Below are 23,151 nucleotides of genomic sequence, written 5' to 3' on the forward strand. Positions count from 1 at the left end.
TGAAGATTAGCTTACCACTATATATACATCTATAAAATAGTTTGGTGTTAAAATGTAAGCTTACAGCCAATTAATATCATTTTTGTCTGTTGATGAGGTGACTTTTACTAAGCCTTTTTCAATGGCTTGTTTGGATCTATTCCAGATATCACCATGGAAAAATGCCGGTTGTGTATAGGTCAAGGCACTTAATTTAACCCAACTATTTCTCTTATGTTTGCGACTTAACTGGATCGCACCTGACAAAGCTAAGGTGGCAATATTTAACAGTTTTTTACTGTCTATTGCCGTTGGGTATTTAAATAAGAAGGGGTGGGAAACCATACCAATCGAAATATCTTTGTCAAAATTAAGCTGGCAATCAAATTGCTCGAACCAGTCTAAGATTCGGTCGGCAATGATGGCTGGATCGTAATTTTTGTTTACTTTCTTAATCAATAATAATTGGGTGTCGTTCAACTGGAATAAGCGTTCTGAATCATGTAGTTGATGTTTTAAATATGCGCCTAATTCCGTTTCTATTTTATTTACTAGTGAAAGGCTGAATTTTTGACGTAAAGGAAGTAAAAAATCGAGACTAATGATTGCGCAGCTATGTACATTGTTTTGCTTATCTGAATATTCCCAATCAGAATAAAATCGTGCTTCTTGCAGTGGCGTCGGTATATATTGATTCAGACTGTGGATGTTATTCAAGCCTGTATTTGAATGAATATTGTAGTTATTCTCTAACTGCTCAACATCTTGTTTTTGTAATTTCATTTTTTGCGTATTGATGTAGTACAAATAAAGAATAATCAGCATGATTGAAGCAAGTAAGAAAACATTAATCACCAAATTATGTTTTGATTGTTTTAGCTTGAGTACTTGCGCTTGTAATTGGTTTATCTTTTGCGATTTTATTTCATTATTTTCTTTGTGTTGATTCGATACGGGAAATGCTTTTTTTGCTTCAAAATGAGAGAGCTTGTTATAACGTATAAACTGCTTATAACTGTCGAGGGCTTTCGCATATTGATCTGTTTCTTCATAGGCTGTCGCAAGATACAGATAGACGGTTTCAAATTGTTTACTATTGTTTAGTTTACTGGCGAGCGATAACGCTTTATTTAAACGTATTAATGCGGTGTCGTAATGTTGTTGTTGAATCGCTAAATTAGCGAGATGTACGAGTGATTCAAGTAATAAATCTGTTTGACCATTACTGTAAAACAACTGCTCTGCATTCGATAAATATTGTTCGGCTAAACTATAGTTGCCCATTTGTAAGTAAGTTTTACCCACTTCGAAATAGACTGCGTTTAATTTGTTTTTCTCATCATACACCTTCAGTAAATCGAGTGCGTTAAAATAATAAACGAGCGATAAGTTATATTCCTTAATTTTACGATGCATACTGGCAAGTGCTAATAAAGAATCGGAGAGTTGTAATTTGTTGCCCAGATTTTGATAGTACTGGGCAGATTGATTGGCAAAGCTGATCGCTAATTTAAAGTTGTCTTGGGCGATATAGGCTTGGCTCATTTTTTTAGTTAGTAGGCCATTGAGGGTATCTTGGTTATCAAGTAGTTTTTGTTGGGCTTTATTGTAAAAATTAATCGCTAAGGTTAATTTATTTTGCTGTTGGTAATTATACCCAATTGCGTAAGCAGCCCAAGCGGCATTGTTCGTGAGTGGGGTTTGGACACCATATTGTTCAGCTTCGCGAAATAGTTGCATTGATTCTTCGTAATTATTGAGTTTTAAAGCAATCTCACCGGAAATAATCTTGAGTGCAAAAGAGCCATTAGCAGTAGGGTTATAAGTATTGTCATTCATGCTATCGATGACTTTGTTAATAGTTTCTTGTGCAAGTTGGAAATTAGCGAGCGTATTAGATTGTGCTAGAATATGGCTTTTGATTAATAAACTTTGTTGTTTTAAATGCAGTGGTACGGAATTCGATTTTTCAGCGAGCATTTTATCGAGCGTAACAACGGCTTGACCGATATTATTTGCATAGAAATAGCAGAGTGCTTTTTGTTGTTTGATGAGCGCAAGATCTGAAGGCGTTACCGATTTTTCTCTGATTTTACTCATACGAGAGACTTCAGTGATGATGTCTTGTTTTTGTGTTTGTAAAAATTCATCAATAATTTGAATACATTGATAAGGTTGGCTGTATTGCACAGACTGACTGCGCTTGAGTTCATTCGGTAAGATCAGCTGATCAAATAAACTGGCAGCTGCAGTCGTGCTAAAGAGAAGAAATACAAGAGCATAAACAAAACGTAAAATCATGTGTTTGATATCGAATAGAAAGGCTGCTATCACATTCTTATGATCACATGTCCTTATTAACATTAGCTTTCCTTTGCTAATTCAGGCCTCCACCTGAGTGAGGTTGGTGCTGTAATCTTATACTGATAGAAGATTTTATAGTATTGATTGCAGCCTTCAAATACTAAACTATTTTACTGGCTTTGTTAATGACTGGATATTTAAAAAATACCCAGTCTCGGGCATGTTATTGGCGGATTAAGCGAATATTACCTATTTTAGCATTACAATTGGTTCTAAATGGGTTTATGTCCAGCCCGCCTCTGCGGGTATAGCGTGCATATACAGTTAATTGCTCTGGTTTGCAAAAGTGCATAATGTCCGTAAAAATACGTTCTACGCATTGCTCATGAAACTCATTATGCTGACGAAATGAGATTAAATAGCGTAATAAAGCTTCCTGGTCGATTTTATTTCCCTGATAAGCAATATAAACACTGCCCCAATCGGGTTGATTGGTTACGAGGCAATTTGATTTTAATAAATGGCTGTAAACAACTTCGTTAACAACACTATTGTTGTCTGCTGCGGCGTTGAGCAAGTCGGCATTAAATTCATAATCATCAACATCAATGTCCAGATGATCAATGCATGTACCTGTTATTTTTGTGATTTGACTTGGCGCTTTATCTAAATCATCAAACATAACCACTTCAATAGGGCCTTGTGCACAGGCTCCTAAGTCGCGTTGTAGTGTTTCGGTTACTTCTGCTGTAGAGCTAAAACGGGTTTGGTTAAAACTGTTTAAGTAGAGTTTGAATGATTTTGATTCGATTAAGTTTACTGATGTAGCACAAACTTTAACTTCTGCAACCGCTACGATTGGCTTACCTTTGCTATTTAACCAAGACAGCTCATATAAATTCCATAAGTCGCAACCCGTGAAAGGCAATTGATCGGATAATGCAAGATCATCGCGATTTAATTGTCTTGGCACTGGTTGTAACAAGCTAGGTTGGTATTGAGATATGTATTCCGTTTTTTGCCCTAGGTTTAATTTATCCAGTGCAGTTGAATCTTGGTAACGGTTTGTAATTGTCATGGTTTATTCTCATCGGTTAGCGCGTAATATAGCCAAGCTCCCTCAAGGTGCATATTCAGGTAGTTTGGGTATAGTTAATTTACTTATCAGTGGCGAGATTGTAATAAATTTTACTGCGTAGTGATATGCTATAGCAGATTTAATCATTTTTATGGGGAATATAATGACTTCAGCTGTAACCGATGCATTGATTGCTTTTTATGCGCGTTGTGAACAACTTTGGCTAACACAAGATTATTTACCACAACAGGCGTTTGATCCAGAGTGGGATTCACCGTGCTTTATTGCGGATTCAAATAATCCTCAACTGCTTGCGGGTAATAAAGCTTGGTTGCCAGTAAAACGTGATGAGATAACATCATTTAGTAATATTGAGTCGGCGTTAAGTATCGAGCTTGACTCGCAGATCGCCGATTTTTTTGGCGCTTATTTCAGTGACCATATGCCTGCACGTTTTAATGATGAGATTATTGAATTGGTACAAGTATGGAGTACCGATGACTTTGAGCGTTTGCAAGAAAATACGATCGCGCATTTAATGATGAAGAAAACCCTAAAACAGCCGCCGACGCTGTTTATTGCTAGTTGTGCGGATGACATGCAGATCATTGCACTAGATAACGTCAGTGGTGAAGTCGTGCGTGAAGTGCTGGGGAAAGGCATTTCTGAAGTATTAGCGCCAGACCTAGCGACGTTTATTGGTCAATTAACACCTGTCTTACTCGAACAGTAAACCGCTGTTTCATTTTTATTAAACAGCGCAAGTATTAACTCGCGCTGTTTCTTGGCAATCTTATGTTTTGTTAGCTGCTACCAAGGTAAATTGGATAATAAACGGCAAGGCTCACATTTAAAATCAAAGATACCGTGTAATGGAACTTCCAATTGCCATTCACCGCCACAGCTTGGGCAAGGACGCGTTTGTGCTTGATCTTCTTGTTCTGCTGCATCCGCTAAATGATAAAGATAATAATAGGTTGGGATATTCGTTTGTTGCTCAATATCTTTAGCGAGTTGCCATCCAGCATTATTTAACGGGCTCTTCATATCCGTCAAGGTTTCACTACAGGCTTGTTTTAATGTGGTGCCGTGCATTTGCAGTTCATCTGTTGAACTCCAATCGACTTGCCAACGTAACAACGCTTGGTGATCACCTATCGCTGGTGTTGGTAACTTATATAGTGGGATAGGGGCGAGATGTTCTCCGCAACGTAAAGGTGAGCAAGTACTGAGATAATGGGTATATAACACTTGCCATTCAGGTTGCTGACAAGGATCAGTATTATCTGAATGTAAATCCATGCCTGTCAGACGGATCTTAGGCGCGAGTAAACCTGCCTCACTTAAGGCTTGTAAGCGTCTTTCAACAATGCTGGAATGATGTCTTGGGTGTAGGCTTTCTTCTTCAGGACAGACGACACGGGTGGTAAAGAGGCCGTCATCCATACTGGTTGGAAATTCTCGACCAAGTATTTGGCCGTTGTAGCGTAAGGCGTCAATAAGTTGGGTAATCGCACTATCGACAGCATCAATAGTGGTGTCTTGGTAACATTCAAAAGTGAGTTCTGCAGTAAACAAGGTATTCTCTCAATGACGGCTACTGGCATTGTTTTATTTATTTTTGATTTAATAACAATCGTCAGTAGCGTGTGGTTGGTATAATTGCGTTATTGCGTTATTGCGTTAATAGGGCTTTTTTCAATTCGATTATTTCAGCTTTTAGCTCGCTCACTTCCTGGCGTAGTGGTGCAATCTCTTCGCGTACCGATGCGATCGCGGTTGCAATCAGCGCTGCGGTTGGATCTGCTACATCTATACTCGTAGATGCAGGCGTATTTTTTGGTGGGACGACTGCATTCGGATCAAAGCGCCATGTTTTTAGAGTCTCAATAATATCGCGCATGTTTGCTGGTTGTGTGAGTCGTGATTTAATCAGTGCCATTGAGGGCTTCTTTCCTTCGAGAGCAAGCTGGTTTGCGGCATCGACAATGTGTTGTAGGCTCATGGTATTCCTTCTTCCGTATCTCTGATTGTGTGATTAGCGTAACAATGGCAAATGAGACCTCTAGGTTTGATTATCAACGCAGCATAGCATCAAGATGATCAATCACTTCAGCCCAGTCGGCATCTTCGTAAATGGCTTCTTTGAGAAACATCGCTTGCGAATCGTTCCAAAATGGCGCTTCAAATAATAATACACCGGATTGTAATTTATGCTGATGAATAAAGCGTTTCATGCTCAACTCGTCATTTTCTAATCCGAGTTGCGCAAATAGCATTTCTAAGGTTTGCGTGGCTAAAAACATCATCTGGCTCCTGTGTTTTTTTTCAGTATAGCCAGAGATGAGCAACAGCGTTAGTTTATCACGGTTAATCTATTGCATAAGGGGGGACGACAAAGTGTAAAACCCTTGGCCCAGCCATGATCAATGTTCCTTGATATGCGTTTTCGCCGTTGCTGCTAAAGTCAAAATTAAACTTATAACGGAATAAGCTTCCCTTATGTGGAAACCAAGAAATACCCGCTTGTGCTGTTGCTAGCCACTGTAATTGCTGTTGCTCACAATACTGTTTAATCAATGCATTGGCTTGTTCTGATTGTTTACGCAGGTGTATAAAGATCACTACCCCGATAAACCCAACAACAATGGCTAACAAACTTCCCATATTCAATTTACTCCGTAATGACGATTGTCTTATTTGGTATTACGCTAATTATTAGCTGCGTTTTTGACGAAACAGCAATCCGATAGCACTACCAAGCGTATTACTGCGCTCAGGGTTACGCAGCATGGCTAATACTTTATTACGTAGACTTGGTATTGCAACTAAATCAGAGAATAGGTAGATAAACAGTTCTTCGCCTTGTTGCTGTTGTACCGCGGCTTCAAAGAACGCCAATAGCTGTGTGTCGTCATTAAAGTCGTGCCAGCAACGTCCCGCTAACGCGACAATTGTTTGGCTAATGTCGTTATGTTTAAATAGCGCTGGGTAGAGTGCGGTACGTAGGCCTTGTGCAGGAGCGCTTGATAATGCACGTATCAACATTGATAAACGTACATCATCGGGTTTCTCTTGTGCTACTTCTTGGCTTATTAACTGCGCTAAGGCTTCACTTATGATTGTTGGTAAAGCTTCATGTTCAAGCGCCAGACAAAGTGAATATAAAGGTTCAGTTGGCAGTTTTGGTAATGCAGCTGCAAGGTGCTCAGCATTATTATCGCGGTTTAAACGTGTGGCGATATCACAAATACCTTGTACACCGACATCTTGCCATTGCTCAAAACCAAGCTTATTGGCAAAATAGTTGTGGGCCGTTGGGTAGTATTTACTTTCTGGGCGAATAAAATCACGGTTGATGACCGCGTTTAACATAGCCACTTTATCTGTGCTTGGTTTGAATACGTATGGGTTGGTGGCTAGGTGTTCTTGTTCTTCTTTACTGGGGGTTTTTTCTAACATCAGACCAAGCGAGTCAACAACCATGTTGAGGAAGGTGTTACGTGTACCTTGGATAAGTAAACCTTGCTCATCAAGTGGGAACTTAAGAAACCAGATGTAATGCTGATTATTCTCATTTTTGTTCCAAAAGGTAATGGCAAATTGAGCATGGCGTTGTAGTGGCGCTGGATAAGCTTGCTGTGCGGATTCAAATTGCATAAAGTCGTCGGTAGAAATTTTGCTGATCTTACGACCCATATCATACACGCGGAACTGAGTCTTTGCTTGTAACAGAAATTCCGATAGCGTGTTGAGGGTATGCATATTTGCCATGATCAATGTGTCCAAGTTAAAAGTGGAGCTTAAGTATCGGAGTATTATACGCAAACCTTATCAAGATGCGAATTGGATTACGATGCGCTTTTGTATCTGGTCGTGGCTGGCGTATAATGCCGCTAAATTTGTTTCATGAGATAATATTATGACGATCTATCTGCAGGCTCAGCAGTTATTAGTGGCGATTGAAGCTGAATTGAAAAGCAAGGCTTTATGGAATGATGTTACACCAAGTGCGGAAGCCTTCGCGAGTACGACGCCATTTTGTGTTGATACCATGCCTTTTACAGATTGGTTGCAGTTTATTTTTTTAGTGAAAATGGAACAACTGGTGGTGATGCAAATGCCATTACCAAATAAAATGGCAATCCACCCGATGGCGGAAGAAGCCTTTAAAGCAGTACCTGCGGATACGCGAGAGTTATTAGCCCTGATCTTATCGTTTGATCAGCTGTTAAATAAAAAGAATTAAATAAAAATAGTTAAATAAAGCGAATTAGGTAATAAAGCATAATGTTAGATATTTTATATCAAGATGAATACTTGGTCGCGATTGATAAACCAGCAGGTTTGTTAGTTCATCGCAGTTGGTTAGACAGTCATGAAACTCAGTTTGCTATGCAAATGGTACGTGATCAGATTGGTCAGCATGTTTATACTGTACATCGTTTAGATAGACCCACATCAGGCGTATTGTTATTTGCATTATCAAGCGAAGTAGCAAGACAGATGAGCGAGATATTTCAGGCTCATGAGTTAACTAAACGTTACCTTGCTGTGGTACGTGGTTGGATAAATGAAACGGGGACATTAGATTACGCCCTGAAAGTAGAACTCGATAAGATTGCGGATAAGCAAGCAACGCAAGATAAAGAAGCACAAGAGGCTGTAACGCATTATAAACCTTTGCATCAGGTGGAAATTCCGTATGCGATAAGTAAAAACCACCCGACGAGTCGTTATTGCTTAATGGAACTTGAACCTCAAACAGGTCGTAAACACCAATTGCGTCGTCATATGAAGCATTTATTCCACCCAATAGTGGGCGATACTACCCACGGTGATGGTCGTCATAATGTGTTTTATCGCGAGCACTTTGAGTTGTCACGTCTGTTACTTATTGCAAAATCATTATCTTTTATTCACCCAGTTACAGAGCAGCCTGTACATATCGAAGCCGCCGTTGGTGAAGAAGTATTAGGGTTATTCGAGCAATTTGGTTGGCCTGCACAAGAAAGTAATTATTTACCGCAAACAGCAGAAAAATAGCGTTTTTTCGATTGTTAACGTACAGATAAACTTAGGCTACACTTTGTTACGTAAGTTTATCTGTAAAACTGATATCATCATCGGTTATTTTTTATTTCATTAATCTTCACTAATACGCCAACACCCATTCTTTTACTGTGTTCCAGGCTAAATTACAGCTTTGTAACGCATTTCCTAAAGCAAAAGCCGTCTATGCAATCATCTTGGTTGTTTATGTACTGACGCCGTCATTAAAAAGTACGCCCAATTGTACCGTTTTGTACCATTGTGAGTGGCTATTCAAATCTAAACTGTCGATCCGGTAATTGTTATGACTATTGTTTTTGGCAGGCTATAGTTAACGCAACAAAGGAAGCTAGCCATGCATCCTCAACAAATTTCAACTGTCTCAGCTCGCTGTTGCAGTAATATTTAGTTTGTTCACTATTAGGAGTGAGAGATGAGTAACGCGTTTGCAAATCTACAGAAAGTAGGTAAGTCATTAATGTTACCTGTATCGGTGTTACCGGTTGCAGGTATTTTATTAGGTGTTGGTGCGGCCAACTTTAGTTTTTTACCTGAAGTTGTTTCACAATTAATGGAGCAAGCTGGTGGCTCGGTATTTGGTCAGATGGCGTTGCTATTTGCCGTTGGTGTTGCCTTAGGTTTTACCAAAAATGATGGTGTTGCAGGCCTTTCTGCTATTGTTGGCTACGGTATCATGACCGCCACGTTAAACGTAATGTCGACAGTGATGGGCGTTGAAAGTATTAACACTGGTGTACTTGGTGGTATCTTTGTTGGTGGCTTAGCTGGTTGGGCATTTAACCGTTTCTATCGGATCCAATTGCCTGAATACTTGGGCTTCTTTGCCGGTAAGCGTGCTGTGCCAATCATCACGGGTTTCTGTGCCATTGCGCTTGGAGCGTTACTTTCTGTTGTTTGGCCACCAATTGGTGCGGTGATCAGCACTTTCTCAGACTGGGCAGCCCATCAAAATCCTACATTGGCGTTTGGTATCTACGGTGTTGTTGAACGTGCGCTGATCCCATTTGGTTTACACCATATTTGGAATGTACCATTTTTCTATGAAGCGGGTACTTGTACCAATAATGCTGGTGAAGTTGTGCATGGTATTATGACGTGTTTCCTAACTGCTGATGATGCAACACGTGCTGCGGGTAATGGTTTTGGTCAACTTGCTGGTGGTTATTTATTTAAAATGTTTGGTTTGCCAGCTGCGGCAATTGCGATTGCGCATTCTGCGAAACCTGAAAATCGCGCTAAAGTCATGGGTATTATGGCATCTGCTGCGTTGACGTCATTCTTAACGGGTATTACTGAACCAATTGAATTTGCATTCTTATTTATTGCTCCTGTACTTTATGCAATCCATGCTTTACTTGCAGGCCTTGCGTATGTATTAACGAACTCTTTGGGTATTGTTCACGGTCATACCTTCTCGAACGGTTTTATTGATTTTGTAGTACAAGCTCCTCACGCTGAAAATATGCTGCTGTTAGTCGGTCTAGGCGTTATTTATGCGATTATCTATTATATCGTATTCCGTACAGTGATCCGTATGCTGGACTTGAAAACACCAGGTCGCGAGGATGACGATGAGGTTGCTGCAGTTGCGGTATCTACAGATGAAATGGCGGCTGAATTAGTTGCGGCATTCGGTGGTAAAGATAACATCACTAACCTAGATGCCTGTATTACTCGACTACGAGTAAGCGTTAATTCGGTTGATAATGTTAATCAAGACAAGCTAAAACAACTTGGTGCTAAAGCGGTAGTTGTCGCAGGCAGTGGCATTCAAGCTATCTTCGGTACTAAGTCTGATAATCTACGTACTGATATGGAAGACTATATCAACACGCTATAATGACTCACTAGATTGAGTTAAGCCACTGCACTTGCAGTGGCTTTTTTGTGAATCTAAAAACTAGTTGTTTGAATGTAGCTCTGCGTTTAGTTCAACCGCTGATTTATTGGTTAAACATTCAATCGTGCCTGAGATTGAATTACGACGGAATAACAAGTCATCTTTACCGGCTAAATCACGTGCTTTAACTACTTCTACAGCTTGGTTACTTGCATCTAGCATTTGAACTTTAGAACCAGCTGTAATGTATAAGCCTGCTTCAATGGTACAGCGGTTACCGAGTGGTATACCTAAACCAGCGTTTGCGCCAAGTAAGCAATTTTCGCCCATCGAGATAACTAATTGGCCACCGCCACTTAATGTCCCCATGATAGATGCGCCGCCACCGATGTCAGAACCGTTACCAACTATAACACCCCCAGATATACGACCTTCAATCATGCTTACACCCTCTGTGCCAGCATTAAAGTTAACAAAGCCTTCATGCATGATAGTTGTGCCTTCACCAACGTGAGCACCTAAACGCACACGCGCAGTATGCGCAATACGTACACCTGTAGGTACCACATAATCTGTCATTTTAGGGAATTTATCAACACAGCTCACGGTCAATACTTCACCTGCAAGACGTGCTTCAATTTGACGCTCTGCAAGCTCAGGTAAATCGATAGGGCCTTGGTTAGTCCATGCGATGTTATGCAATAGACCAAAGATACCGTCAAGTACCGTTCCATGTGGTTTAACTAGGCGATGTGAAATCAGTTGTAGCTTCAGATAACCTTCTGCAACAGATGTGGGTTTTTCATCCGTAGCAAGTATAACAAGTACAAGTGGTTGTTTGCTGTTCGCTGCGGCTGTTGCAAATTTAGCATTAGCGGCATCATCATTTGCGGCGAATGCAGTTGCAAGTTGTGTTGCGTGTGCTGGCGTTACTTCAATGACTTGATTTTGACCTGAGTAATTAACTATTTCACTAATGTCGGCAACCAGTTTGTCACTTGGGTTTAGCAGAGGATTAGGGAAAAAAGCTTCGATAATTTTACCTGCAGTATTTTTAGTAGTACTACCGAAAGCGAGTGAAAAAGTGGCCATAGCTGAGAAATCTCCGTTTAGAATAAGGGCGTGATATTCATACATCACGCCGGATCTGAGTATTTTTTCTATTTATTACAATATTACCGTTAGTTCTATCACATTTGTCTTTGTTGTTTCAAAGAAAATTACCATTGTTATTTTTAGAGCAATTAGTTATCAGCCAATGCGGTAATCAAATTATGGCGTAATTCCGCTTGCTGTTCTGGTGATAGCGGCTGATTGTTATTACCCGAAATAATGAAGAAATCTTCTGCGCGCTCACCAATAGTTGAAATTTTGGCGTTATGCAGCATAATATTTTCTGAGCTCAAAATAGCACTGATTCGGGCTAGTAGCCCTGGGGTATCTAAGGTGATGATCTCGACAAAAGTACGCTTTTTCTTGGTTGCTAAGAACGTTACTTTGGTTTTTACTGAAAACTGTTTAATTTGTCGTGGAATACGCTGTTTTCTTAATACAGGCGCTTTACCTGTCTTTAATACCGTCTCTAATGCTGCTTGTAATGCATAAACACGATCCGTAGCAAGAGTATCACCGGTTTGATCCAAGATCACGAAACTATCGAGTACATAACCATTACGGCTTGAGGTGATTTTCGCATCATGAATGTTTAAGTTTTTATTCCCTAATGTAGATACAGCTGAAGCGAACAAATGCTTATTGTCTTTGGCATAAATAAATACTTCATTACCACCGCGGGTACTATTTTGACTGATCAGAACCAGTGGTTGAGTGGGATCTTCGTGATTGAGAATACCTGTCGTATGCCAACAGATCTGACTGGGATCATTACGTAAAAAATACTCGGAACGAAATGTGGTCCACAATGCTTGGATCTGTTCAGTGCTAAAACGGCTATTTTCCAAGAAGGCCAACGCAGTATCTTTATTATTTCTAATTCTGAATTTTGCATCGAGTGGATTTTCTAAACCTCGGCGTAATGCTTGTTGAGTTAAGAAATACAATTCACGTAGCAGTGAACCTTTCCAATTATTCCATAAGCTGTCATTCGTCGCGCAAATATCGGCGACAGTAAGGCAATAAAGGTAATTTAAATGTTCTTGATCACCAATGGTCCGAGCGAACTCGGTAATGATTTCTGGATCGTGAATATCACGACGTTGTGCGGTTACGGACATTAATAGATGGTATTTGACTAATCGAGACACCATTTTTCGGTCAGCCTTATTGATCCCGTGTTTCTTACAGAATGCGCGGGCGTCTATAGCACCGATTTCAGAGTGATTGCCCTTTTGGCCTTTCCCTATGTCGTGGAAAATGGCCGCAATGATCAATAATTCCGGTTTTTCTAAACGTGGGAATATCTCGCAGCACAATGGATGGGTTTCTTTGGTCTTGTCCCATTTGTAAGAGTTAATGATCTTCACTAAACGGTGGGTATGTTCATCCACAGTATAGTTATGAAATAAATCAAACTGCATTTGGCCGAGGATGCGACTCCATTGTGGAATATAGGCAGCAATAACCCCATGCTTGTGCATTAATGTTATTGCTAAGCCGCACGCGTTGGGATGTTTAAATAATTGCATTAACTGTTCACGACACTCGGGAATATCTTCTAACCAGGTCGTGAGCTTACGTCTGGCGTCACGTAATTCACGAATGGTGCTCGCATAAATGCCAGTGATATGTTCGTTATCCGCAATATGATAAAACAATTCGATAATGGCACTCGGGCGACGCGTAAATAGGTCGGTGCTGGTGGTATCAATTAAACTACCACGGAGTTGAAAGTCTGCGGTAATATTGCGCACATCCATCCCCACATGCCCGAGGATCGCTTGATTAAATAGCTGCAACAGCATTTCATTTAGCTCGGTGACCCGGCGGATAGTCTGATAAAACTGTTTCATCATGGTTTCGACAGCTTGATTACCTTCACCGCGGTAACCGAGTGCTTCTGCGACCGTGGTTTGCCTGTCGAATAATAGGCGGTTATCACAGCGTTTTAAACCTAGGTGCAGCGCAAAGCGTACTCGCCATAAGAAATTTTGGCAATCTTCAAGCTCGTGGTATTCCCCTTTGGTTAAAAACCCGTGATTAGTTAATTCGAAGAAACTATTTGAGCCAAAATGACGACGGGTGATCCACAGAATAGTCTGTAAATCGCGCAAGCCTCCGGGACTGCTCTTTAGGTCAGGCTCTAAGTTATAAGATGAACCTTTAAATTGGTGATGACGAGCGAGTTGTTCTTCATGCTTGGCTTGGAAGAAATCTTGGCTTGGCCAAAAAGTTTCAGGATCTATAATGTCTTGTAACTGTGCGTAAGTGTCTTCAGAACCCGTGATCAAGCGCGACTCTAATAAATTAGTCGCAATAGTAATATCAGCTAAACCTTGCTCTAAACATTCATTAATGGTGCGAACACTGTGGCCAACCTCTAAGCGTAAATCCCATAACATAGTGATGAAGAGTGATATTGCCTGCTCTTGTTCTGTGGTTAATGGCAAGGTTGTTGTAATGAGTAAATCAATGTCTGATTTAGGGTGTAATTCACCACGTCCATACCCTCCAACGGCAACCAAAGCGAGTTCAGACTGTTTTGCCAAACCAAACTTTTGCCAAAGGCGGTTGAGTAACTGATCCATGTATTCTGCGCGGCAAGATACTAACGCAATAATATCATCACCACCAAAAAATCGTTGTTCAAGCCAAGCCTGAAACTCTTGCATGTGTGATTTACAATGACGAAGTGTTAACTCTTCATCTAAGAGTAATGCGGGGGCATATTGAGTTGGATCCATACGACGCCTTCCTGGAGTTCGATAGAGAGATGGGAGCAGCAGGCCGCTGATCCCATGTTGGCTAATATAACATTAGCGTTATCTATTTTTTAGTTTTTTAAGATACGCGGAATAGTTTCTTCATCACGTAATGTCATAATTTCACAACCGTCTTTGGTTACAACAATCGTATGTTCCCATTGCGCTGAGTTTTTATTGTCTTTGGTTAACACTGTCCAATGGTCATCGGCGACTTCATTGTGTTTTTTACCCGCGTTGATCATAGGTTCAATCGTGAAGCACATGCCTTCTTTAAGCACTAGATTTTGGTTGCTTTCGTTGAAGCGTGATTTGTAATGTAATACTTGTGGTTCTTCATGGAATTTTTCACCAATACCGTGACCACAGTATTCTTCTACAATTGAGTATTTACGTGTTGGGTTCGCTTTATTATGAGTCTTGATTTTTTTCTCAATGATCTCACCAATACGGCTTAAACGCGTACCTGGTTTAACTTGACGTAAACCTTCGTATAATGCTTCTTGCGCAATACGACATAGCTGCTTATCACGTGGTGAAACGTCACCAACGAGAAACATTTTGGATGTATCGCCGTGTAAGCCATCTTTGATGACGGTAATATCAAGGTTAACGATGTCGCCATTTTCTAACGGGCGGTCATCTGGCACACCGTGACAAACAACACTGTTAATTGATGTGCAGATCGATTTTGGAAATGCTGTGTCATCATTTTCATCATAACTTGGGTAGAACAGTGGTGCAGATAATGCGTCGTTTGCTAAAGTGAATTCATGGCAACGATCATTTAATTCCTGAGTAGTCACCCCGGCAACTACAAACGGTTCTATCATTTCTAGTACTTGTGCTGCTAATCTACCCGCAACGCGCATTTTTTCGATTTGATCTTCAGTTTTAATGATTACGCTCATTTTTCACTCTTTAATATGTAGGTTTTTTGTTTTATAGCTATTATTGTAACGCTAATGAGAGTAAGAAGCCTAAATTTTTTTTGTGGATTAATGACTCTATTTAAGCGCCTGCTATTCATCGGTATTCAGGGATAAATAAATAATTAATTTAATGCCGATAAATATCCTACTAAGCCGCTAGATTAAAGGTTAGTCGGTGTATTTATTTACTGGACCAACCGCAAAAAGACCACCACAAAATTTGTGCTATTTATCTAAATATGATATAAAGCGCGCAATGAATTTGGTAAATGTCTGTAACTGGTTATTTGCTAAATCTCATACACATAAATTTTATATAAATCACACACACATCGTCACATTTGTCGGGGTGCTTTTATTTTGTTTGTTAATTGCTTGCTTTAGCTCGCTTTTAGTTAGAAATAAAGGTCGAAAAAATGGGATGTGTGGAGGCCTAACCCCATACAAATTTAAGGAATTTAAAATGTCTACAGTATCAATGCGCGATATGCTACAAGCCGGTGTTCATTTCGGTCACCAAACTCGTTACTGGAACCCAAAGATGAAGCAATTCATCTTTGGTGCTCGTAGTAAAGTACATATCATCAACCTAGAGCAAACTGTTCCTATGTTCAACGACGCACTTGGTTTTATCAAGAACGTTGCAGACAAAAAAGGTAAAGTTCTTTTTGTTGGTACTAAAAAAGCTGCTGGCGAAACAATCAAAGAAGCTGCACTTTCATGTGACCAGTTCTACGTTGATCATCGCTGGTTAGGCGGTATGTTGACTAACTGGAAAACAGTTCGTCAATCAATCAAACGTCTTACTACTCTAGAAGCACAATCACAAGACGGTACATTCGAGCAACTTACTAAAAAAGAAGCTCTAATGAACACTCGTGAAATGATCAAACTAGAGAAAAGCCTTGGTGGTATTAAAACTATGGGCGGTTTACCTGATGTTCTTTTCATTATCGATGCTGACCATGAGCACATCGCTATTAAAGAAGCTAACAACCTAGGTATCCCAGTAGTAGCTATCGTTGATACTAACTCAAACCCAGACAACATCGATTTTGTTGTACCTGGTAACGATGATGCGATCCGTGCTATCAAACTTTACGCTGGCGCAGTAGCTGCAAGTGTAAACGAAGGCCGTAATCAAGACATCGCTGCACAAGCTGAAAGCGATTTCATCGAAGAAGCTAAATAATAAAGCTTTTCGATTTGATCGATGCTCTTATTAACTAAGTGCACTATTTAGTTAACAGGAGCCGTATGGCTCCTGTTTTTTTTCGTATAAGAAATTGAGGAAATTACCCATGGCAATTACTGCTGCAATGGTTAAAGAACTGCGCGAACGTACAGCTGCAGGCATGATGGATTGTAAAAAAGCGCTTGTTGCTGCTGAAGGCGACATGGAATTAGCAATCGAAAACATGCGTAAATCAGGCGCTGTAAAAGCGGCTAAAAAAGCAGGTCGTATTGCTGCTGAAGGCGTTGTTAAAACTAAAGTTGCTAACGGCGTTGCTGTTCTAGTTGAAATCAACTCAGAAACAGATTTCGTAGCAAAAGATGCAAGCTTCTTAGCATTTGCTAACCAAGTTGTTGAAGTTGCTCACGCTGGTGAATTTAACACTGCTGAAGCACTACTAGCCGCTAAATTTGACGCTGAATTAACAGTTGAAGAAGCGCGTGCTAACCTAATTGCTAAAATTGGCGAGAACATCAATGTTCGTCGTTCAGTTGTAGTTAAAGGTGACAACATGGCTGCATACGTACACGGCGGCACTATCGGTGTTGTTACTGTACTTAAAGGTGGTAATGAAGAATTAGCTAAGAAACTTGCTATGCACGTAGCAGCAGCTAAGCCTGAGTTCGTTAAACCTGAAGATGTTCCTGCATCTGTAGTTGAAAAAGAAAAAGCGATCCAAATCGAAATCGCAGTGAACAGTGGCAAACCACAAGAAATCGCTGAGAAAATGGTTGTTGGTCGTATGAAGAAATTCACTGGTGAAGTTAGCCTTACTGGCCAAGCTTTCATCATGGAACCTTCAAAAACTGTTGGTCAACTTCTTAAAGAAGAAGGCGCAGACGTTGAAACATTTATCCGCATCGAAGTGGGTGAAGGTATCGAGAAAGCGGAAGACGATTTCGCCGCTGAAGTTGCAGCTACAGTAGCAGCAGCTAAAAAAGCATAATTTAATTATTGCTTAAGATTTAATACAGACCGCGGCTTAGGCTGCGGTTTTTCCACAATTAGGATAAAGAGATCATTATGACTACCAACCCGAAACCTGCATATCGTCGTATTTTATTAAAGCTTAGCGGTGAAGCGCTGATGGGAGACGAGAATTTTGGTATTGATCCTAAAGTTCTGGATCGCATGGCACAAGAAATCAAAGAAATTGTTGAGTTAGGTGTTCAAGTTGGTTTGGTTATTGGTGGCGGAAACCTATTCCGTGGTGCAGGTCTGGCTGAAGCGGGTATGAACCGTGTAGTGGGCGATCACATGGGCATGTTAGCGACTGTGATGAATGGCTTAGCAATGCGTGATGCACTTCACCGTGCTTATGTGAATGCTCGTTTAATGTCTGCAATTGAATTACGTGGCGTATGTGACAGCTATAATTGGGCTGAAGCAATTAGCTTATTAAAAACTGGTCGAGTTGTTATTTTCTCGGCGGGTACAGGTAACCCATTCTGTACAACTGATTCAGCTGCGTGTTTACGTGGTATTGAAATTGAAGCTGATATTGTATTGAAAGCAACAAAAGTTGACGGTGTATACTCTGAAGATCCAGTGAAAAACCCAGATGCTGAATTCTACGCTAATCTTGAGTATCGTGAAGTTGTAGAAAAAGAACTTAAAATCATGGATTTATCTGCGTTTACTATGGCGCGTGACCATGACTTACCTATGCGTGTATTTAACATGACTAAGCCAGGTGCTTTACGTCGTGTTATCATGGGTGAAGCTGAAGGCACATTGATTTCAAATGCAGCAAAGAAATAAAACTGGATCTCAAATTCAGTAAATAAATACAATAGTTTAAAGTTTAGAGGGATTATAACAAGATCTCTAAATTGAATTGATTTACACTAAGTAAGTAAATTCTCATAGATAAGACAGTGTTAAGCACTGCTCGACAAATTTAAGGAAGACGTTGTGATCAACGAAATTAAAGATGACGCTCAGACCCGAATGGGCAAAAGTATCGAAGCATTGAAAGGTCAACTATCTAAAGTTCGAACTGGCCGTGCACACCCAAGTATCCTAAACGGTATTACGGTTTCTTACTATGGCGCTAACACTCCACTAAACCAAATTGGTAATGTTGGTACTGAAGATTCACGTACACTTAGCATTACTGTATTTGATGCGACTATGGTACAAGCGGTAGAAAAAGCAATCATGATGTCTGATTTGGGTCTTAACCCACAGTCTGCAGGTACGAATATCCGTATTCCATTACCAGCACTTACTGAAGAGCGTCGTAAGAGCTTAATCAAAGTTGTGCGTGGAGATGCTGAACAAGGCCGTGTGGCGATCCGTAACATCCGTCGTGATGCGAATGGTGATATTAAAGCACTACTAAAAGAAAAAGAAATCGGCGAAGATGACGAGCGTCGTGCACAAGATGATATTCAAAAACTGACTGATACATATATCAAGCAAGTTGATTCTGTATTGGCAGATAAAGAAAAAGACTTAATGGAAGTGTAATTTATTTACATGCTTTAAAATGCCGTGTTTTGACACGGCGTTTTAATTTTTGATGGATAGAAATTGTAATGGTAAACACCAGCGAACTCGAAGCGTTAGTTAATGACTCGAAACCCAAGCATGTTGCGATCATCATGGATGGCAATGGACGTTGGGCTGAGCAGCGTGGAAAAATACGTATTAAAGGTCACCATGAAGGCGTGAAATCTGTTCGCCAAGTTGTGAGTAGTGCATTAACTATTGGAGTTAAATCACTTACGTTATTTGCTTTTAGCAGTGAAAATTGGCGTCGACCTGAAGCTGAAGTTAGCATGTTGATGAAGTTATTCATGACAGTGTTAACTCGAGAAGTTAAAAAACTACATAAAAATCAAATCCGTCTAAACATCATCGGCGATATATCTGCCTTTAGTCCTGCCATTCAAACCAAGATCGCTGAAGCTCAGGCATTAACCATGAATAATACTAAGTTAACCCTTAATATTGCAGCCAATTACGGTGGCCAATCAGATATTGCACATGCAGCTAAGAAAATTGCTGCAGCCGTTAAAATTGGTGCAATTAGTCTTGAACAAATTGATGATAAAATGCTGGGTCAACACGTCGCAATGGCTGATCAGCCTGCCGTGGATCTGATGATCCGTACTGGCGGTGATCATCGAATTAGTAATTTTCTATTATGGCAATTGGCTTACGCAGAATTATATTTCAGTGATATATTATGGCCTGATTTTGACAATATAGCCTTTGAAGATGCCATCTTTAGCTTTGTAAACCGAGAACGTCGTTTTGGCGGTACTGGCGAACAAGTCAGAGCTATTTTAACAAAGCAGCAATAAACACATATAAGTAAGTACTTAGCTCTCATTCTGAGTACTTTTCAATAGGAGAACAACTTTGCTTAAGCAACGAATTACGACCGCGTTAATTTTAGCGCCATTAGCGCTTGCCGCTATTTTTTTGTTACCCCTGCAATGGTATGCGCTTGCAATCGCCGGTGTTTTTATCTTAGCAACAAAAGAATGGGCTGTATTGGTTGATAAGAATAACAGTAAATTACCCAATGCTTTGATTGTTGGCTATTCCCTTATTCTTGGTGCATCATTATTAGTTATTCCACCTGATGTTCGTAATATCTGGCAAGTTACTGATGGTGAAATTGTTTTAGTACCATTAGTCAAAGGTATTTTAACTGTCGGTGCAGTGTGGTGGTTAATTTGTGCAGCATTAGTTTTGACGTATCCAAATAGCGCTAAAGTATGGACTAAAAATACACTTGTTAAAGTTGTGTTTGGTATCGTTACGCTAGTGCCTTTTTTCTGGGCTATGTTAGCACTACGCTCTTATGATTATGCGCATGACCAGTTGTCAGGTGCGTGGTTAGTGATGCTCGTGATGTTCTTAGTGTGGGGCGCGGATTCGGGTGCTTACTTTACCGGTAAAAAATTCGGTAAGAATAAACTAGCACCAAAAGTTAGCCCTGGTAAAACGCGTGAAGGTTTTCTTGGTGGTGTTGCAGTATCAATGATTATTGCGTTAATTGCTGCAGTTGTGATGACTGTATCACCTTCAGGGGAACTTGATGGCTCTAAGCTTGTCGTAGTTCTGTTCACGTGCTTTGTAACGTCAATTTCATCAACATTAGGTGATCTTAACGAGAGTATGTTTAAACGTGAAGCGGGTGTAAAAGACAGTGGTACATTATTACCTGGCCACGGTGGTATCCTTGATCGGATTGATAGTTTAACTGCTGCATTACCGGTATTTGCTGTTATTTATTTAGTTTGGTTTTAAGGGAGCGTTATTGTGATTGGATTAACGATACTGGGTGCAACCGGCTCGATCGGTAAAAGTACCCTTGCAGTTATTCGTCAAAATCCTGAGCGCTTTCGGGTACAGGCTTTAACGGCTAATAGTAATGTTGCTGAGATGCTGGCGCAATGTTTAGAGTTTAAACCTTGCTACGCCGTTATGCTTAATGATGTTGCAGCAGGCCAGTTAGCGCAACAACTTAAATCACTTAATTGCTCTACTGAAGTGCTTTCTGGAATGGATGCATTATGTCAGGTTGCTACGCTTGACGATGCCGACATGGTGATGGCAGCAATCGTCGGCGCGGCAGGTCTTATGCCAACCTTAGCCGCTGTTCGCGCGGGAAAACGGATACTACTAGCAAATAAAGAAGCGTTAGTGATGTCTGGCGCTTTATTTATGGAAGAAGTAAAAGCCAGTGGTGCTGAATTATTGCCAATCGATAGTGAACATAATGCTATTTTTCAAGCAATGCCAACTGCGGTACAAACTAATTTGGGTTTTTGTGATCTGGTTGCTGAGGGGATCAGTAAGATCTTATTAACCGGTTCAGGTGGTCCATTCCGCTATAGTGATATTGCTGATTTATCAGCAGTCACGCCAGCACAAGCCTGTGCACACCCTAATTGGTCAATGGGGCAGAAGATTTCAGTTGATTCTGCTACCATGATGAATAAAGGTCTCGAATATATTGAAGCGAAATGGTTATTTAATGCGGATGAAGCACAAATTCAAGTGGTGATTCATCCGCAGTCAGTGATTCACTCAATGGTGCAATATACTGATGGTTCAGTATTAGCACAAATGGGTGAACCGGATATGTGCACGCCAATAGCTCATGCAATGGCTTATCCACAGCGAGTGCCTTCTGGTATAAAACCATTAGACTTTTTTGAAATGGGTGAATTAACGTTTTTAAAGCCTGATTATGCGCGTTATCCCTGCTTGAAATTGGCGATTGATGCTTGCTATCAAGGTCAAGCTGCGACAACGACGTTAAATGCTGTGAATGAAATCGCGGTAGACGCCTTCTTAACCGGTCAGATTGGTTTCACTGATATTGCTCGTGTAAACGAGACTGTATTAGATGCGATGACCATCTCTGAACCCAATAATATTGATGGCTTGATTGATATTGATTGCATGGCTCGAGCAGCAGCACAACAAACAATTAATAGAGTAACAAAATGATATCGTCTTTATGGAATTTAGGTGCATTTATTATTGCCCTAGGTATTTTGGTTGCTATACATGAACTTGGCCACTTCTGGGTGGCACGTCGATGCGGCGTTAAAGTATTACGTTTTTCGATTGGTTTTGGTAAAACCCTATGGATGCGTACGGGTAAAGATGGCACTGAATATGTAGTTGCAATGATCCCGCTCGGTGGTTTTGTTAAAATGCTCGACGAGCGTGTTGATGACGTACCTGAAGCATTAAAATCTCAATCATTCAATCGTAAACCTGTACTAGCCAGAATAGCAATTGTTGCCGCTGGGCCTTTAGCAAACTTTGCATTAGCCATTGTTGCATTTTGGTTTATGTTCATGATCGGTGTGCCGAGTGTGAAACCTGTGATTGGTGAGGTTGCTCCTCATTCGGTGATGGCACAAGCGGGTGTTACTGACAAGGCTATTATAACCGCGATTGATGACCAAGAAGTAAAAGATTGGAATGATGTAAGCCTTAAAATAATTGAACACATGGGTGAACCATCGATGGCTGTTCAGTTATATCTTGAGGACACTAACTACACCGTGTCTCGTCAAATAGATTTACGGGATTGGAAATTTGATCCTGAGCGCGAGTCGCCGATAAAAAGCGTTGGTTTGACTCCTTATCAACCAGCTGTGAGTCAAGAATTAGCGCAAGTGATTAAAGGTAGCGCTGGTGAGAAAGGTGGTCTGCTTACCGGAGATAGAATTATTGCGGTCGCACAACAACCGATTGATAACTGGCTAATGTTGGTTGAAAAGATTCAAAACAGCCCTGATAAAATGTTAGCTGTAACCATACTTCGAAATGGCCAGCAGCTAGAATTAAATGTTATGCCAAAAGGTAAAATTGGTACGGATGGGATATTAAAAGGTTATTTAGGCGTTGCCCCTGTTGTTGCGAGTTATCCTGAAGATTATCTTGTTGATATTCAATATGGTATTCTAGATTCTGTACAGCAGTCTGTTGAGCGTACTTGGCAACTTACTGCGCTAACGTTTAAGATGATTGGCCGTTTAGTGACAGGTGATATTTCGCTGAACAATTTAAGTGGACCGATTTCCATTGCCAAAAGTGCCGGAGCCAGTGCCGACTATGGTTTGGTTTACTTTTTGGGTTTCCTCGCCTTGATTAGTGTTAATCTGGGTTTAATGAATTTAATGCCACTTCCTGTACTAGATGGTGGTCATTTGGTATTTTACACATTTGAACTTATCACTGGTCGACCTGTATCTGAAAAGATCCAAGAAGTCGGTTTCAAAGTTGGTTCAGTCATAATTATGCTATTAACGGGACTTGCCTTATTTAATGATTTTTCTCGTTTATAAGTCATT

Annotated in this window: 22 protein-coding genes; 12 read left to right on the forward strand and 10 right to left on the reverse strand. The window is 40.5% G+C overall.

What is annotated here, in order from left to right; genetic code table 11:
- Positions 1-60: 60 nt before the first annotated feature.
- The gene (locus HWV01_RS02750; RefSeq protein WP_249185422.1) at positions 61-2,343 is read right to left on the reverse strand and encodes a lipopolysaccharide assembly protein LapB; all 2,283 of its coding nucleotides are present in this window, start codon (positions 2,341-2,343) and stop codon (positions 61-63) included.
- Positions 2,344-2,506: 163 nt separating this feature from the next.
- The gene (queF, locus tag HWV01_RS02755) at positions 2,507-3,361 is read right to left on the reverse strand and encodes an NADPH-dependent 7-cyano-7-deazaguanine reductase QueF (protein ID WP_211673962.1); all 855 of its coding nucleotides are present in this window, start codon (positions 3,359-3,361) and stop codon (positions 2,507-2,509) included.
- Positions 3,362-3,524: 163 nt separating this feature from the next.
- Between queF and syd the strand changes: the two genes are divergently transcribed.
- Entirely contained in the window at positions 3,525-4,094 is a 570-nt protein-coding gene (syd, locus tag HWV01_RS02760) for a SecY-interacting protein (protein ID WP_211673963.1), read from the forward strand.
- A 77-nt stretch (positions 4,095-4,171) separates the two neighbouring features.
- Here the strand turns inward: syd and HWV01_RS02765 are convergent, their stop codons facing one another.
- The 5 genes from HWV01_RS02765 to HWV01_RS02785 form a co-directional block, all read right to left on the reverse strand.
- The gene (locus tag HWV01_RS02765) at positions 4,172-4,939 is read right to left on the reverse strand and encodes a Zn-ribbon-containing protein (protein ID WP_211673964.1); all 768 of its coding nucleotides are present in this window, start codon (positions 4,937-4,939) and stop codon (positions 4,172-4,174) included.
- Positions 4,940-5,036: 97 nt separating this feature from the next.
- Positions 5,037-5,366: a DNA-binding protein gene (locus HWV01_RS02770; protein WP_211673965.1), complete on the reverse strand. Its 330-nt coding sequence runs from the start codon at positions 5,364-5,366 to the stop codon at positions 5,037-5,039.
- A 73-nt stretch (positions 5,367-5,439) separates the two neighbouring features.
- A complete protein-coding gene (locus HWV01_RS02775; RefSeq protein ID WP_211675630.1) occupies positions 5,440-5,667 on the reverse strand; it encodes a DUF2789 domain-containing protein in 228 nt (75 codons plus the stop codon).
- A 64-nt stretch (positions 5,668-5,731) separates the two neighbouring features.
- Positions 5,732-6,028: a DUF3301 domain-containing protein gene (locus HWV01_RS02780; protein WP_211673966.1), complete on the reverse strand. Its 297-nt coding sequence runs from the start codon at positions 6,026-6,028 to the stop codon at positions 5,732-5,734.
- A 51-nt stretch (positions 6,029-6,079) separates the two neighbouring features.
- Entirely contained in the window at positions 6,080-7,135 is a 1,056-nt protein-coding gene (locus HWV01_RS02785) for a DUF3549 family protein (RefSeq protein WP_211673967.1), read from the reverse strand.
- 148 nt (positions 7,136-7,283) lie between these two features.
- On the opposite strand from HWV01_RS02785, the gene HWV01_RS02790 reads away from it, so the two are divergent.
- The 3 genes from HWV01_RS02790 (at position 7,284) to ptsG (ending at position 10,274) form a co-directional block, all read left to right on the forward strand.
- Complete coding sequence (locus tag HWV01_RS02790) at positions 7,284-7,610, forward strand: YqcC family protein (RefSeq protein ID WP_211673968.1); 327 nt, start codon at positions 7,284-7,286, stop codon at positions 7,608-7,610.
- Between the two features lie 41 nt (positions 7,611-7,651).
- Positions 7,652-8,407 carry a tRNA pseudouridine(65) synthase TruC gene (gene truC / locus HWV01_RS02795; RefSeq protein ID WP_211673969.1) on the forward strand — a complete coding sequence of 252 codons (756 nt, stop codon included), beginning with the start codon at positions 7,652-7,654 and terminating at the stop codon, positions 8,405-8,407.
- A gap of 439 nt (positions 8,408-8,846) precedes the next feature.
- Complete coding sequence (gene ptsG / locus HWV01_RS02800; RefSeq protein ID WP_211673970.1) at positions 8,847-10,274, forward strand: PTS glucose transporter subunit IIBC; 1,428 nt, start codon at positions 8,847-8,849, stop codon at positions 10,272-10,274.
- Positions 10,275-10,334: 60 nt separating this feature from the next.
- On the opposite strand, the gene dapD is transcribed toward ptsG, so the two are convergent.
- The 3 genes from dapD to map all read right to left on the reverse strand — a co-directional run bounded on the left by dapD (position 10,335) and on the right by map (position 15,063).
- Positions 10,335-11,366, reverse strand: a complete 1,032-nt coding sequence (gene dapD / locus HWV01_RS02805; protein WP_211673971.1) for a 2,3,4,5-tetrahydropyridine-2,6-dicarboxylate N-succinyltransferase — start codon at positions 11,364-11,366, stop codon at positions 10,335-10,337.
- Between the two features lie 152 nt (positions 11,367-11,518).
- Complete coding sequence (gene glnD, locus HWV01_RS02810) at positions 11,519-14,134, reverse strand: bifunctional uridylyltransferase/uridylyl-removing protein GlnD (protein ID WP_211673972.1); 2,616 nt, start codon at positions 14,132-14,134, stop codon at positions 11,519-11,521.
- An 89-nt stretch (positions 14,135-14,223) separates the two neighbouring features.
- On the reverse strand, positions 14,224-15,063 hold the full coding sequence (gene map / locus HWV01_RS02815; RefSeq protein WP_211673973.1) for a type I methionyl aminopeptidase: 840 nt from the start codon (positions 15,061-15,063) through the stop codon (positions 14,224-14,226).
- Between the two features lie 484 nt (positions 15,064-15,547).
- On the opposite strand from map, the gene rpsB reads away from it, so the two are divergent.
- The 8 genes from rpsB to rseP all read left to right on the forward strand — a co-directional run bounded on the left by rpsB (position 15,548) and on the right by rseP (position 23,145).
- Positions 15,548-16,276: a 30S ribosomal protein S2 gene (gene rpsB, locus HWV01_RS02820; protein ID WP_211673974.1), complete on the forward strand. Its 729-nt coding sequence runs from the start codon at positions 15,548-15,550 to the stop codon at positions 16,274-16,276.
- A 109-nt stretch (positions 16,277-16,385) separates the two neighbouring features.
- Positions 16,386-17,264, forward strand: a complete 879-nt coding sequence (gene tsf, locus HWV01_RS02825) for a translation elongation factor Ts (RefSeq protein ID WP_211673975.1) — start codon at positions 16,386-16,388, stop codon at positions 17,262-17,264.
- 77 nt (positions 17,265-17,341) lie between these two features.
- Entirely contained in the window at positions 17,342-18,079 is a 738-nt protein-coding gene (gene pyrH / locus HWV01_RS02830) for a UMP kinase (RefSeq protein WP_211673976.1), read from the forward strand.
- 153 nt (positions 18,080-18,232) lie between these two features.
- Entirely contained in the window at positions 18,233-18,790 is a 558-nt protein-coding gene (gene frr, locus HWV01_RS02835; protein WP_211673977.1) for a ribosome recycling factor, read from the forward strand.
- Between the two features lie 68 nt (positions 18,791-18,858).
- Positions 18,859-19,629 (forward strand): polyprenyl diphosphate synthase, encoded by a 771-nt coding sequence (uppS, locus tag HWV01_RS02840; RefSeq protein WP_211673978.1) that lies wholly within the window; start codon positions 18,859-18,861, stop codon positions 19,627-19,629.
- A 58-nt stretch (positions 19,630-19,687) separates the two neighbouring features.
- Complete coding sequence (locus HWV01_RS02845) at positions 19,688-20,584, forward strand: phosphatidate cytidylyltransferase (protein ID WP_211673979.1); 897 nt, start codon at positions 19,688-19,690, stop codon at positions 20,582-20,584.
- Between the two features lie 12 nt (positions 20,585-20,596).
- Positions 20,597-21,793 (forward strand): 1-deoxy-D-xylulose-5-phosphate reductoisomerase, encoded by a 1,197-nt coding sequence (gene ispC / locus HWV01_RS02850; RefSeq protein WP_211673980.1) that lies wholly within the window; start codon positions 20,597-20,599, stop codon positions 21,791-21,793.
- Positions 21,790-23,145, forward strand: a complete 1,356-nt coding sequence (gene rseP / locus HWV01_RS02855; RefSeq protein ID WP_211673981.1) for a sigma E protease regulator RseP — start codon at positions 21,790-21,792, stop codon at positions 23,143-23,145. The genes ispC and rseP overlap by 4 nt, the downstream gene beginning before the upstream one ends.
- Positions 23,146-23,151: the final 6 nt, after the last annotated feature.

The sequence above is a fragment of the Moritella sp. 5 genome (assembly GCF_018219455.1).
GTDB lineage: Bacteria > Pseudomonadota > Gammaproteobacteria > Enterobacterales > Moritellaceae > Moritella.